Genomic DNA, 20,332 nt, shown 5'->3' with positions numbered 1-20,332 from the left:
GGGCCCGGCGGTCAGCCGTCGAGGACGGCCCAGACGACCTTGCCGCCGTGCGGCCACGGGTAGCAGCCCCACGTGCGGCTCAGCGACGACACGATCGTGAGGCCCCAGCCGCCCGGCCGCAGCGGCTCGGCCTTCGGCTCCCGGGGAGGGTCGAGGCTCTCGTCGCGGACCGCGACGGTCAGCCGGCGGCCCCGCAGCTCCAGGCGCAGCACCGGCGCCGAGCGGGCGTGGCGGACGGCGTTCTCGACCAGCTCGGTGGCGACCGTGACCGCGTCGTGGACCAGGTGGGTGACGTGCCGGCGTTGGCACGTCTCGCGCACGAAGTGCCTCGCCAGCAGGCCGCTGAGCAGCGAGTCGGGCAGCTGTGTCTCGTCGCGCGTGCGCTCGGGCGGTCGTTCGACGGCGGCCAGGGCTGCGGTCAGCGCGGTGAACCGCAGCACCACGCCCAAGGCGCCGACCGCGAGCGCGCGGCGGTGGCAGGGCGACTCGCCGACCAGCATCACCGGCACGCCCGGCCACTCCGACACGCGCAGCCCCACCGTGGCGAAGACCGACATGAACGCGGGGGTGGCGCACTCGAAACCGTCGTCCAGCCGCACGATCACGGCGGTGGGCTCGTCCACGGCGCACTTGAGCAGCCCGTCGCGCAGCTCGCGGTAGGTGGTCAGGTCGAGCCGGCCGGTCGGGCGCACCACCGCCGCGCCGTCGACGTCCGTGCGGTGGAGCGCGAGCGCGGCGACGACGCCGGCTCCCCGCCCCCGGTCTCGCGTTGGCATGAGGTCACCCCGCTCGGTGGATACCCGAGCGGGGTGACCCTATTCGCCTGGTCGCGCCACGCGGTCGGTCCGGCTGGCCGACCTCACCGGGCGGGCGAGGCGACCTTCGGCTTCGGGGTCCACTGGGTGTAGCCGGCGCGCTCGGCCTCGGCGACCGAGCCGAAGGTGACGTCGCCCTTCATGCGCTTGTAGTACGGCGAGTCCGGGGTGTGGAAGATCATCGACTTGGAGTTCGCCTTGACCTCCAGCGTCACCGACTCACCCGCCACCACCACGGGGCCGGCGAGGGGCGCGGGCGCGACCTCGGGTGCGGCTTCGACGGCGGGCGCGGGTGCCTCGACCTCGGCGACGGGCAGGGCGACGGGCGCAGGCACGGCGACGGGCGCGACTTCCTCGACCGGCTCCGCAACCGCAACGACGGGCGCGACTTCCTCGACCGGCTCCGCAACCGCAACGACGGGCGCGACTTCCTCGACCGGCTCGGCGACTGCTGCGGCGGGGACGACTTCCTCGACCTCGACGGCGGGGGCGGGGGCGGGGGGCTCGATCTCGGCGGCGGGGGTGGCGGCTTCGGCAGGCTGCTCGACCACGACGGCTTCTTCGATCGCGACGGGCTGCTCGATCGCGACGGGCTCCTCGGTCGCGACGACTTCCTCTGCGGGCGCTTCGACTTCCGCCGCGATCCCGGGCTCGGGCTCCTGGGCGGCCTTCGGCTCCGGAGCGGTCTCGGGCTCCGCCGCGGGCGCAGCGACCTGAACGACCTCGGCGGGTTCCGGAGTGGGCTCGGCGGCGGCCGGGACCACGACGGCGGCAGCGGTGATCGGCTCAGCGGTGATCGGCTCAGCGGTGATCGGCTGAGCGGTGGTCGGCTCGGAGTTGGTCGGCTCAGGGGTGGCGGTCGGCTCGACGGCGGCCGGCTCGGCCAGGCGGGCGCGCAGGTCCCGGATGGTGGGGTTGAGGCGCAGCCAGACGACGGCCGCGCCCGCCAGGAACGCCGCCACGCACAGGACGATGGTGAACAACCAGGACACTGCCAACTCCTACGGCCACAGCTTGCGGAACAGGGACGTCGACCGGACGCGTCGCGACGGGCCGCGCACGCCCTCGGTCCGCAGGTCGGCGTCACGGGCGTTGCCACCCGAAGTCACGACGCCACACCACCAGCTCGACCCGAAAGCACACGACCCGTCGGCCGAATTCACCGTGTCGGGAACCACAGACTAAGGACGTGTCAAGCGGCGTTCGGCAGCACCCCCTGCCTGCACCCGCACCGACTGCACACCGGGTGGGCGGGCAGCCGCACGTCGGCCAGCAGCGTGCGGGCATCGTCGAACGTCGGGACCCGCTGCCCCGGCACCAGCAGACCGTCCAGCACCTCCTGCCGCCGCCGCGCCAGCTCGCGCGACCGCTCCACCGGGTCCTTCAGCCGCGCCCGCACCCGCTCCCGCGACTGCTCGCGCGCCAAGCTGCCCGCCGCGCTCAACGGCCGCCGCGCGCGCGGCTCGGTCAGGCGGGCGTTGCGCCGGTTGATGCGCCACCAGGCGCCCAGCGTCATGCCCGCCACCGGGGGGCGCGCACGCCGCGCGCCCCCCTGCCACCACGACCGCAGCCGCGCACGGAGGAAGTCGTGCGCTACCTGGTCGCGGTTCCTCGGGCTGCCCTGCCTGGTGCCGTCAGGCCTGCGGTCGACCGCCGCCAGCAGGGCATCGACGCTCCACCCCTCGGCGAACCACGGCTCGACGACCCGGCGCACGGCGGCGCGGTGGGCATCGGGCCAGGTCGCGCGCAGGCAGAGCGCCTCGACCGCCGTGTCGATCTCGGCGTCGGTCTCGGGGATGACACGGCCGGGCCACTGACGGGGATCTAGTCGAACTCGCATCTCATGGCTCCCTTCGAACGCGTACCGAACATCCGTTCGAGATAGTGCCACCGACCACCGACAATTCCCGAGCCTTAGATTTGACTTATATAAGCCCAGACTGAAAGATGCTGGTCGTGCACGCGTTCGACGTCCTCGGCGACCCCGTCCGTCGCCGCATCTTGGAGTTGCTCGCCGACGGCGAGCAGACCTCCGGCGCGGTCACGGAGGTGGTCCGCCGGGAGTTCGGCATCTCGCAGCCGGCCGTCTCCCAGCACCTGCGGGTGCTGCGCGAGAACGGCTTCGCCCGCGTCCGCGCCGAGGGCACCCGGCGCCTCTACGCGGTGGACGACCAAGGCCTGCGCGAGGTGGACGAGTGGCTCGACCGGTTCCGCCGGTTCTGGAGCGGGCACCTCGACGCGCTGGCCACCGAACTCGCGCGCGGCAAGCGCGAGAGGCGACTCAAGGAGGAACAACAGTGATCGACATCGCCGACCAGCTCAAGGCCATCCACCGCGGGGTGCACGAGGGCTCGGACGAGACCGTCGGCGTGCTGCTGCGGCGCACCTACGACGCGGCGGCGGCGGACGTGTGGGACGCGGTGACCGACCCGGACCGGCTCAAGCGCTGGTTCCTGCCGGTCAGCGGCGACCTGAGGGAGGGCGGGACCTTCCAGGTGGAGCACAACGCGAGCGGCAGCGTCCTCACCTGCTCGCCGCCGAAGCTGCTGCGGCTGACGTGGGGCGCCGACACCAGCATCGTGGAACTGCGCCTGACCGAGGACGGCGACGAGCGGACCACGGTCGAGCTGGAGCACACCGTGCCCAAGGCGATGGCGGGCAGCGGCGCGGGCGCGCTCTACGTCGGCCCCGGCTGGGACGGCGGGTTCCTCGGCCTCGGCCTCTACCTCGCGGGCGAGGTGCACGACGGCTTCGACCCGGTCGCCGCCGCCGACGCGCCGGAAACCCGGCGGTTCAACGCCGGGTCCATCGACGCGTGGGCGGCGGCGGTCGCCGAGTCGGGCACCGCCTCGGCCGACGAGCTGGCCGAGGCGGTCGCGGTGGCGAAGGCGCAGTACACCCCCGACGTCGGCTGACGCGCTACGGCTCGGCGACCTCGGCTTCGACACCGTCCAGCGTCGTCTCGATGCCGTCGAAACCGGGGTCCGCCGGCGGCGCGCCCTCGGCGCGGCACCCGACCACGGCGAAGAGCAGCACGACAGCCGCCACCGCGGCCCTCACTTGACGCCGCAGTGGTCGGCCTGGAACTTGTCGACGCGGCGCTGGGCGTCGCCGAGCTTGGTCAGCTGGCCCTCGCGCCGCTGCAGCCGCTGCTCCAGCCGCTCGGCACGGGCGGTCCGGCCCGCGTCGCGCGCCTGCTGCGCCTGGGCCCGCAGCCACGCCGTCGACCCGGGCACCTCCGGTCCGGCGTTGATGCGGGTGGTGAGCCGGGTGACGCGCTCCTCGATGCGCGGAGCCCGCTTCTCGCACAGCTGCTTCACCTGGTCGGGGCTGATCGTCATGGGCGCGTAGCTGGTGTCCTGCGCGACGGCGACCCCGGACGAGCAGAGCCCGAACGCGGCGGTCGCGACGACGGCGAGGCGAATCCCTGTCTTCATGACGACCACGATCACCGCTCACGGTGTGGAGCACGTGCGGCGGATGTTCGGATCGCGCAAAGATCGCGGCGCCCGCGGCCCGCGTTTCACCCCTCGGCGCGGCGGCAACCCCCTTCTTCATGACCGGCACCTTGTGGGACGACTTCCACCGCGTGGTGAACATGACCTCGCACGAGCTGGAGGACTGGCTGCGCACCCGCTCGGCCGACGAGGACAGCGAGACCGTGCCCGACCAAGCGGGCATCGACCAAGCCGGCACCGACCAAGCCGGCATCGACCAAGCGGGCACCGACCAAGCGGGCACGCCGACCGGCCAGGAGGTGCTGCGGGTCCTGCGCAAGCGGCGCACGGACCTGACCACCGAGGACGTCAAGGTGATGCGCGAGGTCGTGGAGCGGGTGCGGGCGCAGCGGCGCGAGGACCTGGAGCCGACGGCGGGCGAGGCGCGCTGGCGGCACCGGTTGATGTCCCTCGGCCACGACCCGCTCAAGCCGGCCTGAGCGTCAGCCCCGGTTGGCGACGGCGGCTTTCTCGACGTCCCCCAGCCGCACGCCCGCCTCGGGGACCAGCCCGAACTGCACCACCTGCCGGCGGGCGAGGAGGTCGGTGAGCCAGTCGACGGCCACCCGCAGCCGGTTGCCCGGCATCGCCAGCAGGTGGTAGCCGCGCGCCACGGCCTTCGCGGGCAGGCCGGTCAGCGGGATGTGCAGCGGGTTGGCCACCGCCTGCGCGCCCGCCAGGTCGACCACGAACCCCAGGTCGCGGTGCCGGTAGGTGCCCACCGGGCCGTGGCCGAGCGAGGCCGCGACGTTGCGCCCGGCGAGCTTGCCCTGGCGCTGCGCGTGCTGCGCGGTCATCGGCGTCGGCTTGCCGTCGTTGAACACGTCCGGCACGGCCGCCACGTCACCGGCCGCGAACACGTGCGGGTGCGTCGGCACGGCCAACGTCGGGTCGACCACCACCCGGCCCTTCACCGTGGACAGCGCGATCGACTTCACCAGCGGGTCCGGTTGCACGCCCACGCACCACACCAGCGTGCGCGTCGGGATCCGGCTGCCGTCGGTCAGCTTCGCGCACTCCTCGGTGACCTCCTCGACGCTGGTGCCCAGCCGCAGGTCCACGCCGCGCGACCGCAGCACCCGCGCGGCGGGCCCGGACAGCCGCTCGTCCAGGCCGGGCAGCACGCGCGGGGCCATGTCCACCAGCACCCACTTCACCTCGGACTCCGACAGGCCGGTGCGCCCGCGCAACGCCGATCGGGTCAGCTGCATGCCCTGCGCCACCAGTTCCGTGCCCGTGTACCCGGCGCCGACCACGACGAACGTCGCCCGCGCCGCCCGTTCGTCCGGGTCGCTCGCCTGCTCGGCCAGCTCCACCTGCCGCAGCACGTGGTCGCGCAGGAACACCGCCTCGGCGACCGACTTGAAGCCGAACGCGTGCTCGGCCACGCCCGGGATGGACAGCAGCCGGGTCACCGAGCCGGCCGTCAGCACGAGCCGGTCCCACTCCAGCACCTGCTCACGCCCCTCGACGTCGACCGCCGTGCACGTGCGCGCGGGCAGGTCGATCCCGGTGACGTGCGCCTGCACCAAGCGCGTGCGCGGCAGCTTGGGCCGCAGCGGCACGGCCACCCGGCGCGGGTCGAGCGAGCCGCCCGCGACCTCCGGCAGCAACGGCACGTAGAGCATGTAGTCGGTGGGGTTCACCGCCACCAGCTCGGCGGCGTCGGCCGGGAGCACGCGTTCCAGCGTGCGCAGGCAGTGGTAGCCCGCGAAGCCCGTTCCGACGACCAGCACGCGTGGCTTGCCCATGGCTCGATCCCTCCGCCGGTATCCGTTCCGCCAGCGGGTACCCCGCAGCGAGAAGGGGTAGACAACGACCATGGCCCTGGGACTGCCCGACGCGATCACCGCCTGCCTCTTCGACCTCGACGGCGTGCTGACGAGCACGGCCGTGGTGCACCGCCGCGCGTGGCGGCGCACCTTCGACGAGTTCCTGCGCCCGCGCGGCGAGCCGCCGTTCACCGAGGCGGACTACCTGGAGCACGTGGACGGCAGGCCCCGCTACGACGGCGTGCGGGAGTTCCTGGCGTCGCGCGGCATCACGCTGCCCGAGGGCGAGCCGGACGACCCTCCCGACGCCGACACCGTGCACGGCGTGGGCAACCGCAAGAACGACCTGCTGGAGGCGATCATCCGACACGAAGGCGTGACCCCCTACCCGGGCACGGCGCCGTACCTGCGCGCGGTGCAGGCCCGAGGGCTGAGCATCGGCGTGGTGACGTCCTCGGCCAACGCCCGCAAGGTCCTCGACGCGGCCGGTCTGAGCCCGTTCGTGCAGGCCCTGGTGGACGGCGTGGTCATCGGCCGCGACGGGCTCAAGGGCAAGCCCGCGCCGGACTCGTTCCTGGCGGGCGCGCGGCTGCTGGGCGTGAGCCCGGAGCACGCGGCCGTGTTCGAGGACGCGCTGGCGGGCGTGGCGGCCGGGCGGGCGGGCGGCTTCGGGCACGTGGTGGGCGTCGACCGGACCGGGCAGCGGGAGGCGTTGCGGGCGCACGGCGCGGACGTGGTCGTCGAGGACTTGGCGGAGCTGCTGTGACCGGTTGGGAGATCCACCCCTGGATGGTGCGCTGGGACGGCCTCGCGGTGGACCAGCTCCGCCGGACCGAGTCGGTGTTCGCGCTGTCCAACGGGCACATCGGCATGCGCGGCACGCTGGACGAGGGCGAGCCGCGCGGGCTGCCGGGCACCTACCTCAACGGCTTCTACGAGGAGCACGCGCTGCCCTACGGCGAGTCCGGCTACGGCTACCCCGAGGCCGGCGAGACCGTCGTCAACGTCACCGACGGCAAGGTGATCCGGCTGCTGGTCGAGGACGAGCCGCTGGACATGCGCTACGGCCGGGCGCACGCGCACCAGCGGGAGCTGGACTTCCGCACCGGGACGCTGCGCCGCTGCACGGAGTGGGAGTCGCCGACCGGGCGCCGGGTGACCGTGCGCACCGAACGGCTGGTGTCGCTCACGCAGCGGGCCGTCGCGGCGATCCACTACGAGGTCGTGCCGACCGAGGACCTGCAGCTGGTGGTGCAGTCCGACCTGCTGGCCAACGAACCGGTCGAGAACGAGGGCGACGACCCCAGGGTGGCCGCCGCGCTGAACGAGCCGCTGGTCGCGGACTTCGCGCACGCCGAGGACTACCGGGCCGTGCTGGCGCACCACGCGCGCAACTCCGGGCTGCGGATGGCCGCCGCGATGGACCACGAGCTCCACGTCGACGACGGCGTGCGCACGGAGATCCGCGCCGAGGGCGACCTGGCCCGCTTCACCGCGGCCGTGGACGTGCCGGCGGGCGGGCGGCTGCGGCTGGTGAAGTACCTGGGTTACGGCTGGTCCGCGCAACGGTCGGTGCCGGCGCTGCGCGCGCAGGTCGAGGCGGCGCTGGCGGGCGCGCGGCAGACCGGGTGGGAAGGGCTGCTGGCCGAGCAGCGGCGGTTCCTGGACGACTTCTGGGAGGCCGCGGACATCGAGCTGCACGGGGACGACGAGCTTCAGCAGGCGCTGCGGTTCGCGTTGTTCCACATCATGCAGGCGGCGGTGCGCGGCGAGAGCCGGGCGATCCCCGGCAAGGGCCTGACCGGGCCGGGGTACGACGGGCACGCGTTCTGGGACACCGAGATGTTCGTGCTGCCCGTGCTGGCCTACACCGTGCCGGAGGCCGCCCGGGACGCGTTGCGGTGGCGGCACTCGACGTTGGGCAAGGCGCGCGAGCGGGCCCGGGTGCTCGGCCAGGGCGGCGCGGCGTTCCCGTGGCGGTCGATCAGCGGCGCGGAGTGCTCGGCGTACTGGCCGGCGAGCACGGCCGCGTTCCACGTCAACGGCGACGTCGCGCACGCCGTGGCGCAGTACGTCAACGCGACCGGCGACCGGGCGTTCGAGCGCGAGTGCGGCGCCGAGATCCTGGTCGAGACCGCCCGGCTGTGGACCTCGCTGGGCCACCACGACCAGCACGGCGGGTTCCGCATCGACGGCGTGACCGGGCCGGACGAGTACTCGGCCGTGGTGGACAACAACGTCTACACCAACCTCATCGCGCAGAAGAACCTGCGCGGCGCGGCGGACGCCTGCGAGCGGTGCCCGGACGTGGTCGAACGGCTCGAGGTCACCCCCGAGGAGGTGCGGGGCTGGCGCAAGGCCGCCGACGGGATGCGGATCCCGTTCGACGAGCTGCTCGACGTGCACCAGCAGAGCGACGGGTTCACCTCGCACGCCGAGTGGGACTTCGAGGGCACCGACCCCGACGAGTACCCGTTGCTGCTCAACCGGCCCTACTTCGACCTGTACCGCAAGCAGGTGGTCAAGCAGGCCGACCTGGTGCTGGCCATGCACGTGCGCGGCGACGCGTTCACCGCCGGGCAGAAGGCCCGCAACTTCGCCTACTACGAGTCGCGGACGGTGCGCGACTCGTCGCTGTCGGCCGCCACGCAGGCGGTGCTGGCGGCCGAGGTCGGCGCGTCGCGGCTGGCCTACGACTACCTGGCGGAGGCGGCGTTCACCGACCTGCACGACCTGCACCGCAACGTCCACAACGGACTGCACATGGCGTCGTTGGCGGGTGCGTGGATCGCCCTGGTGGCCGGGTTCGGCGGGATGCGCGACCACGACGGCGAGCTGTCGTTCGCGCCGCGCCTGCCGCCGGGGCTGACCGGGATGGCGTTCCGGATGGAGTGGCGCGGGACCCGGTTGGCGGTGGAGGTCGAGGAGGGCTCGGTCACCTACCGGATCGTCGCGGGCGGGGCGTTGCGCGCCCACCACCACGGCGAGCCGATCGTGGTCGAGCCGGGCACGTCGGTCACGATGTCCACTCCGGACGCGCCCGAACCGCCCGAGCTGCGCCAGCCGCCGCACCGCGCGCCCGCCCGGCGGTCGCCGTCGGTCCGGGAGCCGTTCACAGCCGTTCCGGGGGAACCCGGAACGGAAACCGCGCCGGTGCAACGAGATCGGGGATGAGGTGCCCGGCCGGACTCTTGGGGGGAGGGGAGTCCGGCCGGGACTTGTCAGGCGGCCAACGGGGGGCGGTGGCCGCCTAAGGCCTCATCGCAGGCACGGGTACCCCTGTTACCGGGGTTCAATCAAGGATTCCGATGGCGGCTGCGTGACCCCCGTCGTCACGGGGCCGCCACGACCGGCCCACGGGGCGTCCGCACTCCTGCGGCGGGCGCGGTGACCAGCGCGGACGATCTCCGCAGGAGTGCGGCTCCCACCGGCCAATGCGTAACCCACAGGAGTGAGAAGTGCAGCGCTGGGGGCCGCGGCCGGACAGGATGCGCAAACGTGAGCTCAACACCGATCTACGACGAGTTGGCGGCGACCTACCTCGCCGACCTGATCCCCGCGCCCGGCGAGCCCACCGGGTCGGGCGAGCCCGCCGTACCCGCCGTGCCCGCCGTGCCTGAGCAACCGGGCGAGCAGGAGGTCGCGGCCACCGCTCCCGAGTCCGCCACCCCGGCGCCCGACCGGCCCCGACCGCGCGCCCGGCCGAAGGTCTGAACCACCTCCGATCTTGACACCACGTCGCGCAGCGGAGTAGGACGAGCGCAGCCCGTAAAGGTCGCCTACCCCGAAGGGTGGAGCGGAATGCGTGGACGAGCGCTGCTCCTGGCAGCGATCCTGTTCGCCGCCGGTGCGTGCAACGCAGAGCAGACCGAGACCCCCGACCAGGTGACACTGACCTGGTGGGACTACCTCAACCACTCCCCCATGGCGAACCAGGCCGTGGACAGCCTCCTCGCCCGTTACCGGCAGGAACACCCGGACGTGCGGATCGAGCGCACCTCCCTGCCCTACCCCGAGTTCCGGGCCAAGCTCGCCGAAGCGACCGCGTCCGGCGTGTTCCCCGACATCGCCGCGGTCGACTCCACCGACCTGCCCCGGCTGGCCGAGGGCAACGCCCTGGCCGACCTCACGGACCGCTTCGAGCGGTGGGACCTCGCGGACGGGTTCCTCCCGCCGGTGCGGGAGAGCGTCACCCACCACGGCCGCGTCCACGGCGTGCCGCTGCGCAGCACCACCACCGCGCTGGTCTACAACCGCGACCACTTCGCCGCGGCCGGCCTCACGCAGCCGCCGACGACGTGGGACGGGCTGCGGACCGCCGCGAAGGCCCTGACCACGGCCGACCGGTCCGGCCTGTGCTTCGGCGGGAAGGGCGACGACCTGACCGTCACGTTCCTGCCGGTGCTGTGGCAGGCGGGTGGCGACGTCGACCGGCTCGGCGACCAGGCGTCCCTCGACGCCCTCGCGCACCTGGACGGCCTGGTGAACACCGACCGCAGCACACCGGCGGACGTGCTGGGCTGGACCGACGCCGACGTGCGGCAGCGGTTCGCCGAGGGCCGGTGCGCGATGGCGATCACCGGTCCGGCCGCGGTGCCGGAGCTCAACCAGGCGGGGCTGGACTGGACGTCCGCGCCGCTGCCGCAGGGCGCGGCGGGTGGCGCGGGCCCGCTCGGCGGCGAGACGTGGGTGATCGGCCGCAACGGCCGGGTCGACCGGGCGTGGGACGTGCTGACCTGGCTGGCCGAGCAGCCGGACAACGTCACCGAGTTCGGCGGCGGCCTCGGCGCGCTGCCCAACCGCGCCGACACCGTGGACGCCCTGGCCTGGCAGTGGGACCCGAGCGTGGCGGGCTTCACCGAGCAGTTGCGGTCGGCGCGGACCCGCACCGCGCACGGCGCGCGGTACCCGGAGGTCTCCCGCGCCCTCGCCGCCATGGCCACCGGGGTGCTCACCGGCGAGCGACCACCCGATCAGGCGACCGCGGAGGCGAAGGCGGAGATCGACCGGCTGCCGCGCTAGACCGCGCCGCCGAGCGCCCCGCCGCTGGTGGCGCCCCGGACCCCCGACCGGCGACCCGCCGGTCGGCCGTAATGCCGGACCGTGATGGGCGATATGACCCATAGGGGGAAGCCGCGGGGACCGAGGATGAGCCGAATGGACCCGGGTAACCCCAGGTCATGCGGAACGAGGCGGCCGTGCGTGAACGGCGAACGGGGAAGAGGGCGGGGCTGCGGCCCCAGGCCGACGAGCGCTCCTTCAGCCGGGCGCAGCTGCTCGCACTCGTGGTCGGCCTGCTCCAGGTCGTCATGGCCTCCATCCCGTTCCTCCCCATGGGCGAGGGCTCCGGTCACACCCTGTACGTGTGCACCGGCCTGGCCGGTGTCGTGCTCGCGTGGCGGCACGGGCACGCGCGGTGCTACGGCGTCCTGCTCCTGCTGCTCTACGGTCACCTGTTCATCAGCGACGCCGACGAGACCGGCGCCTTCGGCCTGCCCACGTGGGAGACGCTGGCGTACGGCCGGGCCGCCCTGGCGGGCGTGGTGATCGCGCTGATCCCGGCGTTCAAGCGGCGGTAGTCGCCCGCGGTCATGGTGCCGTCCGGGTGGAAGCGCAGCTTGGCGTCCCCGCTGAGGGCGATCGACTCGAACATGGCGAGGTCGGACTTGGTGGTCGGCCGCCAGTACATGTGCGCGCCGTGGGTGACGGCCATGTCCATCGACATCATGGTCGCCACGGCCCGGTCGTAGCGGTGCCGGCTCAGGTCCGTGCCGCCGGAAGCGCGGATGTCGAACACGTCGTGGTCCCCGGTCAGGGGCCGCAGCCCGCCGCGCCGGTCGAAGCCGTGCACCACGCCGTCACGCACCACGTACTCCCCGCGCCGCTCGAACCGGTCCATCTTCTCGCGCAACGCCTCGAACTCGACGCGCCGCTGGTCGTACCGGCGCAGCAGCCGGTCGTGGAGGTCGACGTGGGGTAACTCGGGCCGGAAGTAGCCGACGAGGCCGCGGTGGCGCCGGGCCGCGCCGAGCCGGACGTCCAGGTCGTCGATGGTCTTGGCCTTCACCGCCTCGGGTTTGGGCAGCGCGCCCTCGCGCAGCCACGCCACCGCGTGCGGGTTCGTCGCCCGCACGTCGATGACGAGGTCCTGCTCGGCGGCCACCTGCTGGAACTTGCGGGCGTTCTCGGTCGGCATGCCGAAAACCGGCTCCACCGACGCCAGGGGGAAGAGGTGATCAGTGCGCACGGCTATTAAGGTCCGCCCGAAATGGGCGTGCACCAGCCCGCCGGCTTCGGTTAGCTCGAAGCGTGACCCCTGATGCACTGATCGGACTGCTGGCCGAACCCGAGCGGTTGCGCGTGGCCGCCGCGCTGGTCCTCGGCGCCCGCACCGCGGCGGACATCGCCGAGGCGACCGGGTTGGACGCCCGGCGGGTCGAGAACTCGTTGCGCCGGCTGCGGTCGGCGGGCCTCGTCGTGACCGACGGGTCGGGCTTGCGGTTGCGCGAGGAGCTGTTCAAGGAGGCCACCCGGGTCGACCAGGCGAACCGGGCCCAGGAGGACCCGTTCGTGCGGGATGGGCGGCTGGTGAAGCTCCCCGCGCAGCGCGGGCGCAGGCGGGCGGTGCTCGAACAGGTGAGCACCGCGTTCGAGCCGGGTAGACGGTACCCCGAGCGGGACGTCGTGGACGTGCTGAAGAGGTGGTGCGACGGCGGTGAGGTCGACCACGTGACCGTGCGCCGGTACCTCGTGGACGAAGGTCTGCTCAGCCGGGACGCCGGCGTGTACTGGCGCACCGGCGGCCCGGTGAGCGTCTAGGTCGTCGCACCGGCCGGACGTGCGGTGGTGGGATCGTCCGCTGTCCGGCCGGTCAGCCGAAGGTGTCGGGGTCGGGGCCGGTGCGCTCGCCCCGGTCCAACTCCCGGATGCGACCCATGTCCTCGGCGTCGAGCTCGAAGTCGAACAGGGCGAAGTTCTCCGCGATCCGGCTCGGCGTCACCGACTTGGGGATGACCACGTTGTCCAGCTGCACGTGCCAGCGCAGCACGACCTGCGCGGGCGTGCGACCGTGCTTCTCCGCGATCCCGGTGATGACCGGGTCGGCGAGCAGCGCGCCCTGCGCCAGCGGGCTCCACGCCTCGGTCGCGATGCCCAGCCGGGCGTGCACGGCCCGCAGCTCGGCCTGCTGGAGCCGGGGGTGCAGCTCGACCTGGTTCACCGCGGGCACCGCGCCGGTCGCGTCCACGATCCGCGCCAGGTGCGCGGGCTGGAAGTTGGACACGCCGATCGCCCGCACCCGGCCGTCGGCGTGCAGCTTGCCCAGCGCGCGCCAGGTGTCGACGTACCGGTCCTGCGCGGGCGCGGGCCAGTGCACGAGGTACAGGTCGACCCGGTCCAGGCCGAGCCGCTCGGCGCTCGCGTCGAACGCGCGCAGCGCCTCGTCGTAGCCCTGGTCGGAGTTCCACAGCTTGGTGGTCACGAAGATCTCGTCACGCGGCACGGGCGAGTCGGCGATGGCCCGCCCCACCTGCTCCTCGTTGCGGTAGGCGGCGGCCGTGTCGATGCTGCGGTAGCCGACGCGCAACGCCTCGGTCACCGCGCCCCGGGTGTCCTCAGTGGACACCTGGAAGACGCCGAAACCGAGCTGCGGCATGGTGACGCCGTTGTTCAGGGTGATGGTCCTCATGGGCCTCATCATGCCCGTTGTCAACGCCTCCCACGTGCTGGAACGCGTTGACCGGCGTCCCGCCCCACTGGTCCGATCACCACCGTGACGGCATTGCCCGAGGTGGCGGAGGTCGAGGTGAGGGTGGTCGTCCGCGTCTCCGCGACCGGCCCGAGGGTCGCGGACGCGGCGGGGCGGCTGGCCGAGGCGCTGCGCTCGGCGCTCGACCTGCCCGACGCGGACGTGGTGCTCGACCCGCCGGTCGCGCGGGTCGAGCCGGAGCTGCGGATCATCGCCGACTCGCGGCGCGTGCTGCGCCGCGGCGTGCCGGTGGAGCTGACCAGGCTGGAGTTCGACCTGCTGCACCACCTGTGCGCGAACCCGCACCGGGTGCACCGGCGGACCGCGCTGATGGCGAGCGTGTGGCGCACGAAGGGCATCGGGGACACCCGGACGGTGGACGTGCACGTGCGGCGGCTGCGGCACAAGCTGGGCGAGGCGGCGTCCGTCATCACGACCGTGCGCGGCGTCGGCTACCGGGTCGACCACGCCGGCGAGGTCGTCGTGGAGCGGGAGACGCCGGTCGGCCGGTGACGCGGCGGCTGCGGCCGGTCGCCACCGCCGTCCCGGACACCGGCGAGTGCTCCTCTGGCGAGTAGTGGTTACTCGCCGGCTCCACGGGTAGGCCCAGCTCATGGGATTCGAACGAGCGGTGGTGACGGGCGGGGCCGGCTTCCTCGGGTCGCACGTGTGCGAAGCGCTGCTCAAGCGCGGCACGCGGGTGGTGTGCGTCGACGACTTCCGCACCGGGTCGCCGGACAACCTGCCCCACGACCCCAGGCTGGGCGTGGTGGTCGAGGACGTGACCAAGCCGCTCGACCTGCTCGGCCACGTGGACCTGGTGATGCACCTGGCGTGCCCGGCGTCGCCGGTCGACTACCTGCGCATGCCCGTCGAGACGCTCAAGACGGGCGGTTTCGGCACGCTGCACGCGCTGGAGCTGGCGCGGCGCAAGAACGCCCGGATCGTCATCGCCTCCACCAGCGAGGTGTACGGCGACCCGCTGGAGCACCCTCAGCGCGAGACGTACTGGGGCAACGTCAACCCGATCGGCCCGCGCAGCGTCTACGACGAGGCCAAGCGCTTCGGCGAAGCCATGACCAGCGCGTTCCGCGGCGAGTACGGCGTGGACACGGGCATCGTGCGCATCTTCAACACCTACGGCGCGCGGATGCGCCCCGACGACGGCCGGATGATCCCGACGTTCGTGCGGCAGGCCCGCGCCGGCGAGCCGCTGACCGTGCACGGCGACGGCGCGCAGACCCGGTCGCTGTGCCACGTGGACGACCTGGTGCGCGGCCTGCTGTCGATGGCGGAGTGCGACCACCCCGGCCCGGTGAACCTCGGCAACCCCGAGGAGGTCACCGTGCTGGAGGTGGCCCGCAAGGTCGTCGAGCTGGTCGGCAGCACCTCCACGATCGAGCACGTCGACGCGATGACCGACGACCCGCGCCGCCGCCGACCGGACATCTCGCTGGCCCGGCGGGTGCTGTGCTGGCAGCCGGAGATCGGGCTGGACGAGGGGCTGCGGCGCTCGTTTGACCGGCAACTCGTCGGGTAGTCGTCCGACAGCGGTCCGCGACGGCCCCATTACACGAGGTCCGTGCGGGAGTCGGTCCACACAGGAGTTGAGCGAAAGGGGAAAGCCGTGCGGGTGCTCGGAATCAACGCGGTCTTCCACGACCCCGCCGCCGCCCTCGTGGTGGACGGCGAGGTGGTGGCCGCCGCCGAGGAGGAACGCTTCTCCCGGCGCAAGCACGGCAAGCGGCCGGTGCCGTTCTCCGCGTGGGAACAGCCCGAGCAGGCCGCCCGCTGGTGCCTGGAGCACGCCGGGCTGACCCCGGCCGACCTCGACGCGGTCGCCTACTCCTACGACCCGGACCTGGTCGAGCCGAGCGACGTGCCGTGGGAGGACCTGCGCACCGAGTACGCCCGCCGCGCCCCCTACTTCCTGGCCACCGCGCTGCCGGGGCTGGACCCGGCGATCGTGCGGTTCGTGCCGCACCACGTGGCGCACGCAGCCTCGGCGGGCCTGGCCGCGCCGTTCGACGGCGACTGCGCCGTGCTGGTCAACGACGGCCGCGGCGAGTGCCGCTCGCACCTGGCCGGCAGCTACCGCGGCCACCGGCTGGAGACGCTGGCCGCGCAGCACCTGCCGCACTCGCTGGGCCTGTTCTACGAGGACCTGACCGAGCACCTCGGTTTCCTGCGCTCCAGCGACGAGTACAAGGTGATGGCGCTGGCCTCCTACGCCGAGCCCAAGCACCTGGACCTGCTGCGCGAGCACGTCCGCGCGACCGAGGACGGCGGGTTCCGCATCACGCCGCTGGACTGGGCGACGCTGGCCAAGCGCCGCGACCCGGACGGCGAGGTGACCCGCGAGCACGCCGAGCTGGCGGCCAGCGTGCAGGTCCGCGTCGAGGAGGTGCTGCTGGACCTGGTCCGGTGGCTGCACGAGCGGACCGGGCAGAAGCGGCTGACCATGGCGGGCGGTGTGGCGCTCAACTGCGTGGCGAACACGCGGATCTTCGCCGAGGGGCCGTTCGACGAGGTGTGGGTGCAGCCGGCCGCCGGTGACGCGGGCACCGCGCTGGGCGCGGCGTTGCAGGTGGCGGCGGACGCCGGTGAGCCGGCCGCCGCGCTCACGGGCGCGGACCTGGGCCGGTCGTGGACCGACACGGAGATCGAGGACTGCCTGCGCGCCGCCGAGGTCTCCTACGAAGAGCCGGACGACGTGGCCGTCGCGGTGGCCGAGGCGTTGGCCGACGACCGGGTGGTGGCCTGGTTCCAGGGTCGCAGCGAGTACGGGCCGCGGGCGTTGGGCCGCCGGTCGCTGCTCGCGCACCCCGGCAAGGCGGAGAACCTGGAACGGCTCAACAACGTGAAGGGGCGCGAGCAGTTCCGGCCGATCGCGCCGATGGTGTCGGCCGACCGCGCGGCCGACCTGTTCGACCGGGGACCGCTGCCGAGCCCTTACATGCTGTTCGTGCACGACGTGCGGCCCGAGTGGCGTGACCGGATCCCGGCGGTCGTGCACGTGGACGGCACCGCGCGCGTGCAGACCGTCGACCCGGCGACCGAGCCGCTGATGGCCCGGGTGATCCGCGAGTTCGACCGGCGCACGGGCGTGCCCGTCGTGGTGAACACGAGCCTGAACACGGCCGGGCGGCCGATGGTGGACGACCCGCGTGACGCGCTGGAGTGCTTCGGTTCGGCACCGGTCGACCTGCTGGCGATCGGCCGGTTCGTGGTGCGGCGGTCATGAGCGTCGACTACGCGGTGGTGATCCCGACCGTCGGCCGGGACAGCCTGCGCGTCGTGCTGGACGCCCTGGAGCACGGCGTCGGCCCGCCGCCGCGCGAGATCATCGTGGTGGACGACCGGCCCGAGCCCGGACCGCTGCCGGCGACGCACTCGGCGCGCGTGCTGCGCACCGGTGGTCGCGGCCCGGCCGCCGCGCGCAACGCCGGCTGGCGGGCCGCGTGCTGCGAGTGGGTCGCGTTCCTGGACGACGACGTGGTGCCGCCGCGTGACTGGAAGCTGCGGCTGGCCGAGGACCTCGCGCGGCTGGGGTTGGACGTGGGGGCGTCGCAGGCGCGGATCGTCGTGCCGCTGCCCCCGGACCGCGCGCCGACCGACTGGGAGCGCGGCACGGCGGGGCTGGCCGACGCTCGGTGGATCACCGCGGACATGGCTTACCGGCGGGCCGCGCTGGCGCACGCCGGCGGCTTCGACGAGCGGTTCCCGCGCGCGTACCGGGAGGACGCCGAGCTGGCGTTGCGCGTGCAGGCGCGCGGGTACCGGATCGTGAACGGCGACCGGGTGACCACGCACCCGGTGCGGGAGGCGGGGTTCTTCGCCAGCCTGAAGCAGCAGCACGGCAACGCCGACGACGCGTTGGTGCGGCGGTTGCTGGGGCCCGGGTGGCGTGCCCGGATCGGTGGCGCGCCCGGCCGGCTGCCCTGGCACGTGGCGACCGCGGCGGCCGGGGCGGTGGCGGTCCTCTGCGGGCTGGTCGGGTGGCGGAAGGCCGCGGTGGCGTTCGGCGGCACGTGGGCCGGGTTGACCGGGTGGTTCGCCGCGCGTCGGATCGCGCCCGGACCCCGGACCCGGGACGAGGTGGCGAGGATGGTGGTGACCAGCGTCGCGATCCCGCCGGCGGCGTGCTGGCACCGGTTGCGCGGCGAGCTGCGCCACCGGTCCGTGCCCGCGGTGGGGGGCCCGCGCCGCCGGGTCGTGCTGGTGGCCGACGCGCTGGACCGGCTGCGATCGCGGAGCGAGCCACGACCGGTGGCGCGCACGACCACGCCCGCACCGGGGTCCGGGAGGTGGCGGCGGTGAGAGTCCTCGTCCTGCGCGCACTCGGCCTCGGCGACCTGCTGACCGCGGTCCCGGCGCTGCGCGGCTTGCGCCGAGCCCACCCCGGAGCCGAGATCACCCTGGCCGCGCCGGGTTGGTTGGCCGACGCGGTGGACCGGATCGACGCGGTCGACCGCCTGGTGCCCACCGAAGGGCTCGTGCCCATCGACTACGAGTCGCCGGACCTGGCGGTCAACCTGCACGGACGCGGGCCGCGGAGCACCGAGCTGCTGCGCGCCACCCACCCCGCCCGGCTGATCACGCACGGCGTGCACGTGCCCTGGCCGCCGCACCAGCACGAGGTGCTGCGGTGGTGCCGGCTGCTGGGCCAGTTCGGCATCGCCTGCGACCCGGTCGAGCTGCGCCTGCCGCCGGTGCCCCGCCACGACGCGATCGTCGTGCACCCCGGCGCGAGCCACGGCGCCCGCCGCTGGCCCGCCGACCGGTTCGCGGCGGTGGCGCGGGCGTTGGGCCCGGACGTGGTGGTGACCGGCAGCCCAGCCGAGGAGGCGCTGGTGCGCGAGGTCGCGCCGGGGCGGACGCGGACGGGCGACCTGGCCGGGTTGCTCGACCTGGTGGGCGGCGCGCGGCTCGTCGTCTGCGGCGACACCGGCGTGGCGCACGTCGCCACCGCCTACGGCACGCCGTCCGTGGTGCTGTTCGGCCCGGTGCCCCCGGCCGAGTGGGGGCCGAGGTCGGGGCCGCACCACGTGCTGTGGCACGGCACGACCGGCGACACGTTCGCCGACCGGCCCGACCCGGGGCTGCTCCGGATCACCGCGGACGAGGTGCTCGACGCCGCGCGATCGCTGCTGGGAGGTGGACCGTGGCCAGGATCGGCGTCATCGGCGCGGGCTATGTCGGGCTGACGACCGCGGCCTGCTTCGCCCGGCTCGGGCACACCGTGGTGTGCGCCGACGTGGACGAGGCGAAGGTGGCGGCGCTCGGCCGGGCGGAGATCGGCGCGTACGAGCCGGGCCTCGCGGACCTGGTCGCGGAGGGTTCGCGGGCCGGTCGGCTGCGGTTCGTGCTCGGCAACGCCGAGGCCCTGGCCGAGGTGGACTTCGTGTTCCTGTGCGTGCCGACACCGACCGGTGTGGACGGCGCGGCCGACCTCACCGCGGTGCACGCGGTGCTGCGCGAGGCGCGGGAGGCGGTCCGGCCCGGCTGCGTCCTGGTGATCAAGTCGACCGTGCCCGCCGGCACGACCGAGCGGGTGGCGGACCTGGTGGGCCGGCCGGACGTGCGGGTGGTGTCCAACCCGGAGTTCCTGCGCGAGGGCCACGCGGTCGACGACTTCCTGCGGCCCCAACGGGTCGTGGTCGGCTCGGAGGAGGAAGGGGCGGCCCGGCGGGTGGTCGCGCTGTACGCGGGCACCGGCGCGCCGGCGCTGGTCACCGGCAGCGCGAGCGCGGAGCTGGTGAAGTACGCCAGCAACTGCTTCCTCGCCATGAAGCTGTCCTACGTCAACAGCCTGGCCGAGCTGTGCGAGCGGGTCGGCGCGGACATCGGCGACGTGACCGAGGGCATGCGGCTGGACGACCGGATCGGGTCGTCGTTCCTGGACCCGGGACCCGGCTGGGGTGGTTCGTGCTTCCCGAAGGACACCAGGGCGCTGCTGTCCACGGCGGAGGACGCGCGGGTCGACTTCCCGTTGCTGCGCGCGACCATCGGCACCAACGGCCACCAGGCGCACCGCGTGGTCGCCATGGTGCGCGAAGCGGTGGGCGGTCGGCTGGCCGGCGTGCGGCTCGGGTTGCTCGGGCTCACGTTCAAGGCGGGCACCGACGACCTGCGCGACTCGCCCGCCCTGGCGGTGGCCTCGCTGCTGGCGACGGAGGGGGCGTGGCTGACCGGCTACGACCCGTGCGTCGCGCGGGACTGCGGCCCGGTGCGGGTGCTGGCCTCGGCCGAGGCGGTGGCCGCGAACGCGGACGGCCTGGTGGTGCTGACCGAGTGGCCGGAGTTCGCCGAGCTGGACTGGCCGAACCTGGCCGCCGCGATGGCCCGCCCGGTCATCGTGGACACCCGCAACCTGCTGCCCGTCGAGAAGGTGGCCGAGGCCGGGTTCCACCTGGTCTCGCTGGGCCGGCCGACCCCGGCCCGACCGGGCAGGACCGGTCCCGACCCACATCGCCTCTGACGTCGCGCCCGACGGGCACC

22 protein-coding genes are annotated in these 20,332 nt (G+C 73.9%); 14 read left to right on the top strand and 8 right to left on the bottom strand.

The annotated features are described in order from the left end of the window. Positions 1–11: 11 nt before the first annotated feature. The 3 genes from IOD16_RS09195 to IOD16_RS09185 all read right to left on the bottom strand — a co-directional run bounded on the left by IOD16_RS09195 (position 12) and on the right by IOD16_RS09185 (position 2,655). Positions 12–776 (bottom strand): ATP-binding protein, encoded by a 765-nt coding sequence (locus IOD16_RS09195; protein WP_123742649.1) that lies wholly within the window; start codon positions 774–776, stop codon positions 12–14. Positions 777–859: 83 nt separating this feature from the next. After that, on the bottom strand, positions 860–1,807 hold the full coding sequence (locus IOD16_RS09190; protein WP_201439688.1) for a sunset domain-containing protein: 948 nt from the start codon (positions 1,805–1,807) through the stop codon (positions 860–862). 200 nt (positions 1,808–2,007) lie between these two features. Further along, positions 2,008–2,655, bottom strand: a complete 648-nt coding sequence (locus tag IOD16_RS09185; RefSeq protein WP_170185017.1) for a hypothetical protein — start codon at positions 2,653–2,655, stop codon at positions 2,008–2,010. 116 nt (positions 2,656–2,771) lie between these two features. Between IOD16_RS09185 and IOD16_RS09180 the strand changes: the two genes are divergently transcribed. Further along, on the top strand, positions 2,772–3,116 hold the full coding sequence (locus IOD16_RS09180) for an ArsR/SmtB family transcription factor (protein ID WP_053716034.1): 345 nt from the start codon (positions 2,772–2,774) through the stop codon (positions 3,114–3,116). Further along, positions 3,113–3,730 (top strand): SRPBCC domain-containing protein, encoded by a 618-nt coding sequence (locus IOD16_RS09175; protein WP_201439687.1) that lies wholly within the window; start codon positions 3,113–3,115, stop codon positions 3,728–3,730. Before IOD16_RS09180 ends, IOD16_RS09175 begins: the two co-directional genes overlap by 4 nt. A gap of 4 nt (positions 3,731–3,734) precedes the next feature. Here IOD16_RS09175 and IOD16_RS40905 read toward each other — a convergent pair whose 3' ends face one another. Both IOD16_RS40905 and IOD16_RS09170 read right to left on the bottom strand, forming a co-directional pair. After that, positions 3,735–3,863 (bottom strand): hypothetical protein, encoded by a 129-nt coding sequence (locus tag IOD16_RS40905; protein WP_268957689.1) that lies wholly within the window; start codon positions 3,861–3,863, stop codon positions 3,735–3,737. Between the two features lie 8 nt (positions 3,864–3,871). Then, positions 3,872–4,252 (bottom strand): hypothetical protein, encoded by a 381-nt coding sequence (locus IOD16_RS09170; RefSeq protein WP_148088747.1) that lies wholly within the window; start codon positions 4,250–4,252, stop codon positions 3,872–3,874. A 119-nt stretch (positions 4,253–4,371) separates the two neighbouring features. Here IOD16_RS09170 and IOD16_RS09165 point away from each other — a divergent pair, with 119 nt between their 5' ends. After that, positions 4,372–4,752 carry a DUF3140 domain-containing protein gene (locus IOD16_RS09165; protein ID WP_201439686.1) on the top strand — a complete coding sequence of 127 codons (381 nt, stop codon included), beginning with the start codon at positions 4,372–4,374 and terminating at the stop codon, positions 4,750–4,752. 3 nt (positions 4,753–4,755) lie between these two features. Here IOD16_RS09165 and IOD16_RS09160 read toward each other — a convergent pair whose 3' ends face one another. Then, positions 4,756–6,063, bottom strand: coding sequence for an NAD(P)/FAD-dependent oxidoreductase (locus tag IOD16_RS09160; protein WP_201439685.1), 1,308 nt, complete (start codon positions 6,061–6,063; stop codon positions 4,756–4,758). Positions 6,064–6,133: 70 nt separating this feature from the next. On the opposite strand from IOD16_RS09160, the gene IOD16_RS09155 reads away from it, so the two are divergent. The 4 genes from IOD16_RS09155 (at position 6,134) to IOD16_RS09140 (ending at position 11,106) form a co-directional block, all read left to right on the top strand. Continuing rightward, positions 6,134–6,850, top strand: coding sequence for a beta-phosphoglucomutase family hydrolase (locus IOD16_RS09155; RefSeq protein ID WP_201439684.1), 717 nt, complete (start codon positions 6,134–6,136; stop codon positions 6,848–6,850). A 23-nt stretch (positions 6,851–6,873) separates the two neighbouring features. Beyond that, complete coding sequence (locus IOD16_RS09150) at positions 6,874–9,258, top strand: glycoside hydrolase family 65 protein (protein WP_201441273.1); 2,385 nt, start codon at positions 6,874–6,876, stop codon at positions 9,256–9,258. 324 nt (positions 9,259–9,582) lie between these two features. Then, the gene (locus IOD16_RS09145; protein WP_201439683.1) at positions 9,583–9,798 is read left to right on the top strand and encodes a hypothetical protein; all 216 of its coding nucleotides are present in this window, start codon (positions 9,583–9,585) and stop codon (positions 9,796–9,798) included. Between the two features lie 87 nt (positions 9,799–9,885). Next, positions 9,886–11,106, top strand: coding sequence for an ABC transporter substrate-binding protein (locus tag IOD16_RS09140; protein WP_201439682.1), 1,221 nt, complete (start codon positions 9,886–9,888; stop codon positions 11,104–11,106). A 427-nt stretch (positions 11,107–11,533) separates the two neighbouring features. On the opposite strand, the gene IOD16_RS09135 is transcribed toward IOD16_RS09140, so the two are convergent. Then, positions 11,534–12,331, bottom strand: coding sequence for a hypothetical protein (locus IOD16_RS09135; protein WP_236594847.1), 798 nt, complete (start codon positions 12,329–12,331; stop codon positions 11,534–11,536). Positions 12,332–12,393: 62 nt separating this feature from the next. Between IOD16_RS09135 and IOD16_RS09130 the strand changes: the two genes are divergently transcribed. Continuing rightward, a complete protein-coding gene (locus tag IOD16_RS09130) occupies positions 12,394–12,903 on the top strand; it encodes a DUF2087 domain-containing protein (RefSeq protein WP_201439681.1) in 510 nt (169 codons plus the stop codon). Positions 12,904–12,955: 52 nt separating this feature from the next. Here the strand turns inward: IOD16_RS09130 and IOD16_RS09125 are convergent, their stop codons facing one another. Then, on the bottom strand, positions 12,956–13,780 hold the full coding sequence (locus tag IOD16_RS09125) for an aldo/keto reductase (RefSeq protein WP_328809439.1): 825 nt from the start codon (positions 13,778–13,780) through the stop codon (positions 12,956–12,958). Between the two features lie 75 nt (positions 13,781–13,855). Here IOD16_RS09125 and IOD16_RS09120 point away from each other — a divergent pair, with 75 nt between their 5' ends. The 6 genes from IOD16_RS09120 to IOD16_RS09095 all read left to right on the top strand — a co-directional run bounded on the left by IOD16_RS09120 (position 13,856) and on the right by IOD16_RS09095 (position 20,312). Next, a complete protein-coding gene (locus IOD16_RS09120) occupies positions 13,856–14,344 on the top strand; it encodes a winged helix-turn-helix domain-containing protein (RefSeq protein ID WP_236594846.1) in 489 nt (162 codons plus the stop codon). A gap of 100 nt (positions 14,345–14,444) precedes the next feature. Further along, positions 14,445–15,371 carry an NAD-dependent epimerase/dehydratase family protein gene (locus IOD16_RS09115; RefSeq protein WP_201439679.1) on the top strand — a complete coding sequence of 309 codons (927 nt, stop codon included), beginning with the start codon at positions 14,445–14,447 and terminating at the stop codon, positions 15,369–15,371. An 87-nt stretch (positions 15,372–15,458) separates the two neighbouring features. Then, the gene (locus IOD16_RS09110; RefSeq protein WP_201439678.1) at positions 15,459–17,075 is read left to right on the top strand and encodes a carbamoyltransferase family protein; all 1,617 of its coding nucleotides are present in this window, start codon (positions 15,459–15,461) and stop codon (positions 17,073–17,075) included. Further along, entirely contained in the window at positions 17,072–18,151 is a 1,080-nt protein-coding gene (locus IOD16_RS09105) for a glycosyltransferase family 2 protein (protein ID WP_201439677.1), read from the top strand. The genes IOD16_RS09110 and IOD16_RS09105 overlap by 4 nt, the downstream gene beginning before the upstream one ends. Continuing rightward, complete coding sequence (locus tag IOD16_RS09100) at positions 18,148–19,038, top strand: glycosyltransferase family 9 protein (RefSeq protein ID WP_201439676.1); 891 nt, start codon at positions 18,148–18,150, stop codon at positions 19,036–19,038. Before IOD16_RS09105 ends, IOD16_RS09100 begins: the two co-directional genes overlap by 4 nt. Next, entirely contained in the window at positions 18,996–20,312 is a 1,317-nt protein-coding gene (locus IOD16_RS09095; RefSeq protein WP_201439675.1) for a UDP-glucose dehydrogenase family protein, read from the top strand. Before IOD16_RS09100 ends, IOD16_RS09095 begins: the two co-directional genes overlap by 43 nt. The last annotated feature ends 20 nt before the right edge of the window (positions 20,313–20,332 follow it).

Origin of the sequence: Saccharothrix sp. 6-C, from assembly GCF_016695385.1 — a bacterium.
Taxonomy (GTDB): domain Bacteria; phylum Actinomycetota; class Actinomycetes; order Mycobacteriales; family Pseudonocardiaceae; genus Actinosynnema; species Actinosynnema texasense.
The sequence above is the reverse complement of the archived record's forward strand: the minus strand, read 5'-3'. Positions and strand labels throughout refer to the sequence as shown.

Coding starts and splice junctions, on each gene's coding strand:
- IOD16_RS09185 (WP_170185017.1), bottom strand. CDS start 2,655: ATGCGAGTTCGACTAGATCCCCGTCAGTGGCCCGGCCGTGTCATCCCC.
- IOD16_RS09160 (WP_201439685.1), bottom strand. CDS start 6,063: ATGGGCAAGCCACGCGTGCTGGTCGTCGGAACGGGCTTCGCGGGCTAC.
- IOD16_RS09165 (WP_201439686.1), top strand. CDS start 4,372: ATGACCGGCACCTTGTGGGACGACTTCCACCGCGTGGTGAACATGACC.
- IOD16_RS09150 (WP_201441273.1), top strand. CDS start 6,874: ATGGTGCGCTGGGACGGCCTCGCGGTGGACCAGCTCCGCCGGACCGAG.
- IOD16_RS09195 (WP_123742649.1), bottom strand. CDS start 776: ATGCCAACGCGAGACCGGGGGCGGGGAGCCGGCGTCGTCGCCGCGCTC.
- IOD16_RS09140 (WP_201439682.1), top strand. CDS start 9,886: ATGCGTGGACGAGCGCTGCTCCTGGCAGCGATCCTGTTCGCCGCCGGT.
- IOD16_RS09105 (WP_201439677.1), top strand. CDS start 17,072: ATGAGCGTCGACTACGCGGTGGTGATCCCGACCGTCGGCCGGGACAGC.
- IOD16_RS09170 (WP_148088747.1), bottom strand. CDS start 4,252: ATGAAGACAGGGATTCGCCTCGCCGTCGTCGCGACCGCCGCGTTCGGG.
- IOD16_RS09155 (WP_201439684.1), top strand. CDS start 6,134: ATGGCCCTGGGACTGCCCGACGCGATCACCGCCTGCCTCTTCGACCTC.
- IOD16_RS09115 (WP_201439679.1), top strand. CDS start 14,445: ATGGGATTCGAACGAGCGGTGGTGACGGGCGGGGCCGGCTTCCTCGGG.
- IOD16_RS09125 (WP_328809439.1), bottom strand. CDS start 13,780: ATGAGGCCCATGAGGACCATCACCCTGAACAACGGCGTCACCATGCCG.